This window comes from Parabacteroides sp. CH2-D42-20, from assembly GCF_003670185.1.
GTDB classification, from domain to species: domain Bacteria; phylum Bacteroidota; class Bacteroidia; order Bacteroidales; family Tannerellaceae; genus Parabacteroides; species Parabacteroides distasonis.
Map to the genome: position 1 here is coordinate 1 of NZ_RAYG01000057.1, position 9,769 is coordinate 9,769.

Genomic DNA, 9,769 nt, shown 5'->3' on the forward strand with positions numbered 1-9,769 from the left:
GAGAAAGCACCCGCCTATCTGGACTTCTACATAGAGAACGGACTATGGAAGTTCTATTATCAGATACATATGCAACTCATAACTGCCTACAACCTGAAGGGAGAATACGAACCGGCGGTTGAAGAAGCAGAGAAGATGTACGCTCGTGCCAAAGAGCGCAAAGACAAGGCCGGTATGGCAACCGCGCTGTATGCCACAGGCTTGATATACAATTCGCAAGACAGATGGAAAGAAGAAGAAAAGTGCTTCAGAGAGTGCATCGACTTGTTGTGGGAGGTTTCGGGCTACGATAATATCCTGACGCAATCCTATGCATTTCTATGTATGGTTTTGCGTGCACAGAATCGGTATGACGAGCTGCTGCAACTGGTTCCCGAATATGAAAAGGCCATTGCCCGTTTTGAGAAAGCCTCGGGCAGAACGCAACCCGAAGCCAGAGGCAACCTCTACATAGCGTTGATGAATACCTATATAGATATACACGACTACGACAAGGCAGAACCGTACCTCGCTAAGACAGAAGCCCTCATCAATAACGACATATCCCGATTTGAACTGTTGCGGGCAAGGGCGCTGATATTGCGGTCGCGCGGGGATTACGGCAAGGCGCTTGCCGTAATCGACAGTGCCATAAACCGGACGTTGGAGGCTGATTTCAACCTGAACTCAATCCGGAGGATAAAGATGCAGCTACTTGCCCGGATGGGGCGCTACCAGGAGGCAGACGGTCTGCTGGATGAAATCATTGCTACGAATGATACGCTGAAAAACGTGGAGGTCAATGCCCGGTTCGACGAACTACGTACCCAATATGAAGTGGAAAAACACATTGCCGGGAAAAAGCGCAATTTCCATTACTTCCTTTTTGCTCTTGCCATTTGTCTGGTTCTCGTTTTGCTCCTGGCAGGTACATTCTATTACAACCGGATGATTGCCCTCAAAAACCGTAAGTTGTACGAGCGAATTAAAGAGCAAGACCGGCTGACGGATGAACTGTCCCGATTGGCGAACATTAGCCAATCGGAACCCTCCGGGGAGGATTCCGGCAAAACAGCCGGAGCTACGGAACTATTTGCTCCTTCCGGCGAACAGCAGAGTCTGGTTATTCGGTTACAGGAGTATCTGCTCTCCGATGATAATCTGTCGAACACTGACATTAACCGTGATGATATTATCTCCGCACTCGGCACCAATAAGAACGCATTGACAGATGCCGTCAAAGCCGTTACGGGAAAATCGCCCATGGAGTATATGCGCACGCTGAAAGTGGAAGAGGCACGCCGGAAGCTCGACAGCCACCCCGAACTAACGATTGAGGCGATAGCTTTCAGTTGCGGTTTTAATATACCAAGCACTTTTTATCGCCTGTTCCGAAAGCAATATGGCATCAGTCCGACAGAATACCGGAAAATGTCAACGCTCCAAGAAAAATAAGAAATATTATTCCAAAACTCAAAAGCACGGTGAATCCGTGCTTTTTTTATGTCCGAAAGCCTGAGAAAACAGCAGAAAAGGACAAAACGCCACAAACTTGGGACAAAATGCAATAGTTTTCAGCCCCTATTTCACAAACTTTGCCCCAAGAAAAAACAATATCTATGGACAATTACATTTTCCTTATCGCACTGGGGCTTGTTTTCTGCTCACTGGCAATTGTAACTTTCGTCTTTTTGCACTGCCGGAAGATAGTAGAGAAGTGCAATCATTATATGGCGAAAGGCATCCGTGAGCAAGACTGTTTAGCTAAACAACTGGAGCGGACACGCATAGAAAAAGAAATGATGGAAAAGGTGATTAAGACAGAACTGTCGGAAGCCGTCAAAGCCTCCATTGACGAAAAAAGGAGTGACGACGGCGTGGCTGCCTCTAAGGAACACGCATCACGGATTGAGATAATCTATTATATATAATACACCTATTAATAAATAAACTTATGAAACGACTACACAAAACTCTGTTGGTTCTCTTTCTCGGGCTGGTGGCGGCAACCGGAATTTCCGCCATGCAGGCATCCGAAGCCCGGATGGGAGATACTGTTATTACATTCCGTTTTCTTCCGGAGAACGACGTGTTTTTACTGAAAGGCAACCAAGCGGAGCTGGAGCGCCTTTACTCGCTTATCGACAAGTATCATGCAGAAATCGCAACAGGCAAAATGCCGGTCTATGTGGACGGCTATTGCGCTTCCCTGTCTGCCGAAAAAGACAACCTGAACACAGCTTTTGTTCGTGCCAACCGCGTGAAGTCGGAGTTGATTACTCATAAAGGATTGAAAGAAGCGGATTTTGTGACGGGGAATTATGCACGCGCGTACCATAATAATAAGGATGTGGTGGTGGTAACCTTCTGCATACCTACCAAGGAGGAATCGAAGCAGCTCGAAACCGTGAAAGAACAACCCAAACGGGAGGAACCGAAAGTAGTGGCAGAGCCCAAACCGGAACCGGTGGTTGAAGAAGAACAGCCACGCACATCGCAACCGGTTGTGAACCCCGAATCCATACAGAGAGATGTCCCTTACAGCTTTGCAGTGCGCACAAACCTGTTGTATGATGCCCTGCTGCTTCCCACACTCGGCGTGGAGTGGCGAGTGAACCGTGATCTGAGCGTGAAACTGGACGGCAGCCTCTCGTGGTGGGGCGGAGAGCATGGCAAAGTACAGAAGATGTGGCTCGTTAATCCAGAAGTACGATGGTATCTGCTGCGTGACAAACGTTTCTACGTGGGAGCATCGGGTAGCTACGGCGAGTACAATATATACTATCCATGCCAACAATGACAGACTGGTGAAGCATATCGGCTGTAAAAGGTTCGGTATTCAATATACGTTGAAAGGGATTTATACGCACAACGGGCTGCTGTATTTCCATACGGAGTTGAAAAACTCGTCCAACGTGCCTTTTCATGTGGACTATATCATTTTTAAGGTGGTCGACAGAAAGATTGCGAAACGTACAGCCATTCAGGAGCAGGTGATTGTTCCGCTGCGTGCGTATAATTATGTGACGGTGGTCAACGGGAAGAGCAGGGAGAGAACGGTCTTTACGTTACCTAAATTTACGTTGCCGGACGATAAGGAGCTGGTGGTGGAAATGAATGAGCAGGCGGGCGGACGCCATCAGAAATTTGTGATCGGAAATGCGGAGCTAATCCGTGCAAGAGTGATTAACGAACTGAAAATGAAATAAGATGAAGAAGTTTCTATTTTTATTGTGTATGGTAGTGTGCTTTGCCCTGACGGACAAGGCATACGCCCAACGCTGCCTGCCGGGTATGCATGGCATCCGGATTACGGGAGGAATGGCGGACGGTTTCCATTCGTCCGACAAACGTAATGAGCTGGGGTATTCTTTCGGGCTGTCGCTGGATACTTATACCCGACATTGCAACCGGTGGGTGTTCGGTGCGGAGTACCTGCAAAAGTATCATCCGTATAAGGCTATCCGCATACCTACCTCGCAATTTACTGCGGAGGGCGGGTATTACTATACTTTTCTTTCGGATGCGAACAAGGTGTTTCTGCTTTCGTTGGGCGGCTCGGCTTTGGCGGGATATGAAACGAATAATTGGGGGGACAAGCTGCTCTATGACGGTTCTACCCTGCGAAGTGGCGATAACTTTGTCTATGGGGGTGCTGTATCGCTGGAACTGGAAAGTTATTTGAGTAACCGAGTGGTTCTGCTACTGAACGCCCGCGAGCGGTGCTTGTGGGGAAGTGATACGGGTAAGTTTCATTTTCAATTTGGTCTGGGGCTTAAATTCTTAATCAATTAATAAAGGTATATGAAGAAGATGTTTGAAACAATATTCGTGCTCGGTCTTGTGTTGACCGGTATCGTGTGTGTGGTAGCGTGTAGTGACAAGTTGGACGTGCAGCAGGTGTATGAGTTTGATATGGCAACACTGCCAGTACAGAATAAAATCGTAATGGGCGAGGAAGCGGAAATTCGTTGCGAGCTGGTGAGGGGCGGAACGTATGTGGAAACGAAGTATTTTATCCGTTACTTCCAACCGGACGGCAAGGGGCAGTTACGCTTGGAAAACGGGACGGTTCTTCTCCCGAATGACCTTTACCCGCTGGAAAAGGAAATATTCCGCCTGTATTATAAATCTATGAGTACTGACCAGCAGACGATTGATATCTATGTGGTCGATTCTTTCGGACAAATGATACAGAAATCTTTCAGCTTCAATAATGAAAGTCAGGATAAGGAGGAGGAAGAATGATTTATGCCGGATATAATCCACGCTTTAGCAGTGATGAGCAATATACTCCTGCTTATGCGGTTGCTCCTATTATAAAGTACATACCAAAGGATAAAACCGTATGGTGTCCGTTTGATACGGAAAATAGCGAATTTGTACTTGCTCTGAAAGCTGCCGGTATAAATACTGTCCATTCCCATATTTGCACCGGACAAGACTTTTTTAATTATGAGCCAATGAAATGGGGGATGATTGTATCAAATCCTCCTTTCAGCAAAAAGCAGCAAGTAGTGGAACGTTGCTTATCTTTCGGAAAGCCTTTTGCACTGATTTTATCTAATTTATGGTTGAACAGCAGTGCTCCGGTACGTCTGTTCAAGGATAAAGAGATGCAAATGCTTTTGTTTGACAAACGTATCCAGTTTACGGAGAAAAATGCGGCTTATTTCGGTTCAAGTTATTTTTGTTATAAGGTTCTGCCTAAACAAATTGTCTTTGAGAATTTAAGCCGATCCAAATATGAGCAAAGCCGGATGAGTGAGGATATGAAGAGTCTGATTGAACCTTTAACAAATTTGAGGTAGTAATGACTGCTTTGCTTGTTTATTGTGGCTTCCTTATTGCTATATGGGGGTGTATCGGATGGGATTTATATCATGCGCCGACTGACATAGAATTATGGGGAAAAGAGATTGGATAGACTTTTCCCTTACATAAATAAAAATCCTCCTGCCTGATAATGGGCAAGAGGATTTTGTTTTTAGAACAGCGCCAATGTAAGTTGTTGGGGCTGGGTGTACCGGCATTTCAGTTCCAATAGTTTATTTTTGAGTTTGCTTATCACTTTGGGATTATAATTGCTTCTATCGGTAACAGAATAGCGTTCTGCCTTGCAGTATTGCTGTTCCAACTGGCAAATACCCTGTCTGACGGCTTCTTTGTAGTCTTTGATGGGTTCATCAAATACGGACGGATGGCTTCCACCTCCGGCACTTCCCGTACACCAATCTACGGCTACGGCATACGTCCCGTTTGGAGATTTACCGATGTGGATGCAGTTAGAGTTGTCCAGTTCGATTTTCTCAACGATGGGTAACATACCGATTAACCAACCGTGTTCGTTTAAATCCTTGCTTGTATAACCGAAAAGCAATGCTCTTTCGCAGGTATGAACATTAAGGATAATCTGGCGTATATTCTTACCGAATTTCTCAAAATATTCTATTTGCTGTATATCGTTACGGTGTACCGCCGACTGGTAGCGGAGCATTATTTCACGTTCTGTCCTGCATGGGGTGTACTCTGAAATCGTCTGTAACTTCTCTTCTTGTGTCATTTGGGATATGGCTTTCATATTATATGTTGTTTAGTGATTAAATAATTGCGTATAGAATGAACAGGGCTATCAGTCCCCAAAACAGAAGTTTAAGGGTAATGAAGAACAAACGGAGCATCTGACGGACTGCCCACCACAAAAGGATGGCAAAAAGGAACTTCACTCCGAAGTAATAGACACCAGCCGCCACCAAAACGACTTTCAAAATATTTATGCTGATTGGAAGGCTCGTAAGCTGCTGTTTCCTATTTTTTTCTTCATTTTTCATAATTTCTGACTTTTTTTTTATGCCTTATCGGAGCCGGCTGTTGAGCTGTGTTTCGTGTGCATCGGAAGATGGCTGGATATGAATGGGCAAATTTTTTTTGTAAAATACTACCCGTAGGGCTGGAGATTTTACAAATAAAAATTTGAACGGCAATAGACTGCCGTTTATCTTCGCACAAGAAACATAGCTTAACAGTTGGCTTCCTTTAGATTGGCAGAAGCAATCGAGGAAGAAATTATAGAGAGAAAAATGAAGAAAAAAGCCATGTGATAACCATTAAAAAAGATAGATCGCCGGGAGCTATCCGTTATCTTATAAGATATTGGCTTTATCTTTTTATCTTAATCACAAAGGAATATCCTATTATTTTCCTACTTTTGCAACGAGAGGATAAATAGTCCTCCGCTTTTTAGTGAGTTTATTTGCCGTTCCAAGAAATCGCCAATTTCAAAACACAAAGGTAAGTAAACTGGTTGGGTCATATACTAACGTGACCTGTCAGTTGCTTTTGTGTTGGGCGTTTGGCGATGCCTTTGGAACTGTGATTGGCAGTGTCACGTTTTTTAATACATATATGATAATGGAACATTTACATGAAACCCCGTTGCAGGGGATTGTAGGAACAGATAAAGGAGAACTATTCTATCTCTTACCAATTGAGAAAGTTAGTGACCTTGTAAAGTTACGGGGGGATTTGAGTGCGGCTATTGACCTGATTTCAAAGACTGGAAGTTCGGAAGAAGGAACAAGCGCCATAAACACGCTGAACGGACTGCTTGCCGGACTGATGAAGTACGATAGCGATCATTACGAAGCTATGGATGTCGCTCTTGCTGACGCTATGAGGAAACTGGAAAAGAAATAATTCCGCTTCGGCTGTTATCCGGATGGGATAACAACAACCTTTTGGCATAACCGAAAAGGAAAAAATATTCCGTTAGCTGGCGAAGATTTATATTCGTTGGCCAACGGAATAGTTTTTTGTGATTATGGGGAGATAAATGTATATCTACTGAATGTCAATAGGTTCACCTGTTACCGTCGCTTTTCCATCTTTTATTGTAATTGTGACTTTTACAGCCGACAGAAAACTTAATTTTTTATCTGCACTTTCCGGCTTTATTGCCAAGCATAATACATTGTCTAATCGTTCATCAACAACTTGTGCACTTTCATATAAAATACCATCTATTTTTTCCGATTTTATTAAATCCATTGTAAAAAGAGCTGGTATCCAATAATCATTTTCAGTAAGAGCCTTTTTATTATATTGTTGATACATGAATTTTTGCAATGAGGTTACATCTTCCTTATCAAAATAATCTTTGCACTCTTCCATAAATAATTCAAGTTCATCTGCCATTTTCTTTAAATTATCAGATTTATTGTTTGTCGTTTCGGGATTAATGATTGTGAATAATGATATAGTTTCACGTACAAGCCAAAAACTAATAATAGCATAATAATCTCCATCTTGTGGATTTGGTTCTCTTAAACAATCACATATTTCCCCCAAGCATCCAATTAATTGAGTATCATGAGTATCACTAAGAATACCATAAAACATAGTTTGATTTGGTGTACTTGCTCTTTGGTACTTTTTGTTTTTATCTGCAGGAACATATGATAATTCATGTTTGAATTTTATCTGTTGCGTTGAAGTGATAGGTCTTCCACGTACAATAACTGTATCAACCGGATAATCACACAACGGTGCAGCAATAGGCTTATCATATAATTTATTTAATATTGCCTGAACGTCTTTATCACTACAATTTTGTAAATCTAAAGAAGATAATTCTTTGATAACTGTTTTACATTCACATTTTTCGTTATTAGCCATATAGATAATATTTTATATTAGTTAAACCGTTTTTCCTAAAAATACTCCTACGACTGTATTGGCTCCCAACTGCATACATTTACGTTTCATCTGGATAAAACTCTGACCGGTGGTGGCGATGTCGTCCACCAAAATTACATCTTTTCCTTTGATGTATTCGGGGTGAAAAATAAGATTGGAAAGTTTATCGTGTCCGGTAGTGCCTTTGAGTTGTTCCCGATCTTCTTTGATCCAAATGGCACGGAAGCCGTCCGCTACTTTCAGGCGGCGGGACAGAAGACTGCAAAAACGGGCAAAGCGGGCGATATTACGCTCGCGTGTAGAGGCTGGGATAGGTATCAGGACGGGAGATTTCATTTCTTTGAAGAAGGGCATACGACCGATGCAGAGGGAGAAAATCTTGGCAAGCAAGGGGGCGGCGTTCTCGGTTCCTTCTTTAAAGCGGAACACTAAGTTGCTGACCTTTTTTTGATGTGGGGTCAGGTCTTTTGTCCGGATCGGGTAATAATCGTGGATATAGAAGCACAAGGCTTCGTCATAGCGCACTTTACCTTTGAAATAGGTATCGTAGGGAAAGAACTGGCGGACGAAGTCACCCTCGAATGTAAAACGGAGTATGTCACGCCAAAGGTTCAGGGTGGTTTCGTCTTGAAGGCGGTAGAGTTCGCCTTCTATCGGTTCCTTGTCTGCCAACCCGATGCCGATTGTCAGGTGGTCGTTGAATTTGTCTTTGGAAACGATGTACCAGTCAAAGGAACGGCTTATCTTTTCTATCGGGCAGTCGTGGGAACAGAGGAAGTAGAACATGCCGTCCTCTTTCTGTATGACCAGGAACTCGCCGGGCATTTCTGAAAGCCGGAAGTAGTTGTATATGGGTGCGTCGTCTAAATCTTCAAACGGGACAGAAACGACCAGATTCTCAATCATAATCAATAGTTTGTCCAAAGGTAGAGGTTTTTGGGGATTTGAAAAAAGCCTGATACATTTATTTGTGCATCAGGCTTTGATTTACCGTATCAAGGGGATTAGTTGGGTATCTGCGGGTACTGGATGGAGGCATGGCGGGTGTCGGCATTGAACACGACAATTACCTCGGTTGCTTTCTTATCCATGCGGTTGTATTCGCAAAGGGCGTTCATCACCCATTCCCTGAAGGCTTTGGCATAGCGGGAGTCTATGCGGTAGCTAAGGAAGATGATGGCTTCGAGATTGTAAAAGGTAACGTAGATGTCCTGACCTTTTTCGTTTTTCATTTTGCGCTCCATCGTAACGTCGTCTTCACGAAGCACGCCGGACTTGAAGATGGAACGGAAGTTGTTGCCCACCGTCTGGAGATATACGTCGAAAAGACGGGCGATTTCGTGCTTGAACATCCACACGGTTCCGTTTACTATTTTGACTTCGACAATGGGTTTGCCGATTTCTTCTTCTGTGATTTGTATGTATCCTCTTTCCATAATGATTTTGTTTGGGGGTAAAATTAGTTATTTATATCTTGCTATTTATGGTTCCGGCAGGATTTATATCGTGTATCTTACCGGAACGCTGTTATTAATCAGGGGTTGACTATCGCGATTGGACGTTTTCCTTTGCTTTGGAGTTTCTGCTCCAATACTGCCATGTCGTGACTTAATTTCCTATCTACCACACGGGCGTATATTTGTGTGGTCTGGATATTTGTATGTCCCAACATCTTGGAAACGCTTTCAATGGGTACGCCTTGTGTCAAGCAAATTTCAGTGGCAAAAGTATGTCTCGCAAGGTGGAATATACACGGCAAAGCAAGCGACAGCGAACAGGTAAAAATTAAACGTAAACCGTTAGAAATAAGCGACATTTCAGTATTCTGCCAAGTTGAGAAAATGCAAACCACAACGGAATATTGAGGTTGTTCAGTTACCAAACCGTTAGCCGGGCTGTTACCGAAACGGGAATAGGTAACAGAAAGCGATAAAAAGAAATCCTCACCGTTTTGTTTGCACTCATACACAGTGTTTTGCATATCAAGGAACGCTTATATGGCAAGTAAATTTGCACTTAAAAATATAAGCGTATGAAAGTAGAAAAATTCAAGGTGCTGCTCTACCTCAAAAAGAGCGGACTGGACAAGTCGGGC

At 43.5% G+C, this 9,769-nt stretch carries 12 protein-coding genes and 2 pseudogenes; 8 read left to right on the plus strand and 6 right to left on the minus strand.

Features of this window, described 5'->3' with window-relative positions:
* The 7 genes and pseudogenes from D7V92_RS21265 to D7V92_RS21295 all read left to right on the plus strand — a co-directional run.
* Window positions 1-1,434: helix-turn-helix domain-containing protein (locus D7V92_RS21265; RefSeq protein ID WP_121773737.1), on the plus strand; the 1,434-nt coding region annotated here is incomplete at its 5' end.
* A 164-nt stretch (window positions 1,435-1,598) separates the two neighbouring features.
* Window positions 1,599-1,910 (plus strand): hypothetical protein, encoded by a 312-nt coding sequence (locus D7V92_RS21270; protein ID WP_121773738.1) that lies wholly within the window; start codon window positions 1,599-1,601, stop codon window positions 1,908-1,910.
* Between the two features lie 245 nt (window positions 1,911-2,155).
* Window positions 2,156-2,779 carry a DUF3575 domain-containing protein gene (locus D7V92_RS22560; RefSeq protein WP_233572890.1) on the plus strand — a complete coding sequence of 208 codons (624 nt, stop codon included), beginning with the start codon at window positions 2,156-2,158 and terminating at the stop codon, window positions 2,777-2,779.
* A pseudogene (traN, locus tag D7V92_RS21280) lies at window positions 2,772-3,188 on the plus strand (conjugative transposon protein TraN); the annotation flags it as partial. The gene D7V92_RS22560 and the pseudogene traN, both read left to right, overlap by 8 nt.
* Before the next feature lies 1 nt (window position 3,189).
* Window positions 3,190-3,774, plus strand: a complete 585-nt coding sequence (locus D7V92_RS21285) for a conjugal transfer protein TraO (RefSeq protein ID WP_121773740.1) — start codon at window positions 3,190-3,192, stop codon at window positions 3,772-3,774.
* Window positions 3,775-3,783: 9 nt separating this feature from the next.
* Entirely contained in the window at window positions 3,784-4,227 is a 444-nt protein-coding gene (locus D7V92_RS21290; protein ID WP_121773741.1) for a DUF3872 domain-containing protein, read from the plus strand.
* Window positions 4,224-4,790 carry a tRNA (adenine-N(6)-)-methyltransferase gene (locus tag D7V92_RS21295; protein ID WP_121773742.1) on the plus strand — a complete coding sequence of 189 codons (567 nt, stop codon included), beginning with the start codon at window positions 4,224-4,226 and terminating at the stop codon, window positions 4,788-4,790. The genes D7V92_RS21290 and D7V92_RS21295 overlap by 4 nt, the downstream gene beginning before the upstream one ends.
* Window positions 4,791-4,966: 176 nt before the next feature.
* On the opposite strand, the gene D7V92_RS21300 is transcribed toward D7V92_RS21295, so the two are convergent.
* Both D7V92_RS21300 and D7V92_RS21305 read right to left on the minus strand, forming a co-directional pair.
* Window positions 4,967-5,560 carry a hypothetical protein gene (locus D7V92_RS21300; protein ID WP_121773743.1) on the minus strand — a complete coding sequence of 198 codons (594 nt, stop codon included), beginning with the start codon at window positions 5,558-5,560 and terminating at the stop codon, window positions 4,967-4,969.
* A gap of 19 nt (window positions 5,561-5,579) precedes the next feature.
* Window positions 5,580-5,810: a hypothetical protein gene (locus D7V92_RS21305; protein WP_121773744.1), complete on the minus strand. Its 231-nt coding sequence runs from the start codon at window positions 5,808-5,810 to the stop codon at window positions 5,580-5,582.
* A 580-nt stretch (window positions 5,811-6,390) separates the two neighbouring features.
* Between D7V92_RS21305 and D7V92_RS21310 the strand changes: the two genes are divergently transcribed.
* Window positions 6,391-6,675, plus strand: coding sequence for a hypothetical protein (locus tag D7V92_RS21310; RefSeq protein WP_005805442.1), 285 nt, complete (start codon window positions 6,391-6,393; stop codon window positions 6,673-6,675).
* A gap of 144 nt (window positions 6,676-6,819) precedes the next feature.
* Here the strand turns inward: D7V92_RS21310 and D7V92_RS21315 are convergent, their stop codons facing one another.
* The 4 genes and pseudogenes from D7V92_RS21315 to D7V92_RS22780 form a co-directional block, all read right to left on the minus strand.
* Window positions 6,820-7,653 carry a hypothetical protein gene (locus tag D7V92_RS21315; protein ID WP_121773745.1) on the minus strand — a complete coding sequence of 278 codons (834 nt, stop codon included), beginning with the start codon at window positions 7,651-7,653 and terminating at the stop codon, window positions 6,820-6,822.
* 21 nt (window positions 7,654-7,674) lie between these two features.
* On the minus strand, window positions 7,675-8,580 hold the full coding sequence (locus D7V92_RS21320) for a phosphoribosyltransferase (RefSeq protein ID WP_199718932.1): 906 nt from the start codon (window positions 8,578-8,580) through the stop codon (window positions 7,675-7,677).
* Window positions 8,581-8,678: 98 nt separating this feature from the next.
* Complete coding sequence (locus tag D7V92_RS21325) at window positions 8,679-9,110, minus strand: virulence RhuM family protein (protein WP_005824647.1); 432 nt, start codon at window positions 9,108-9,110, stop codon at window positions 8,679-8,681.
* 98 nt (window positions 9,111-9,208) lie between these two features.
* Window positions 9,209-9,421, minus strand: a pseudogene (locus D7V92_RS22780) (tyrosine-type recombinase/integrase); the annotation flags it as partial.
* Window positions 9,422-9,769: the final 348 nt, after the last annotated feature.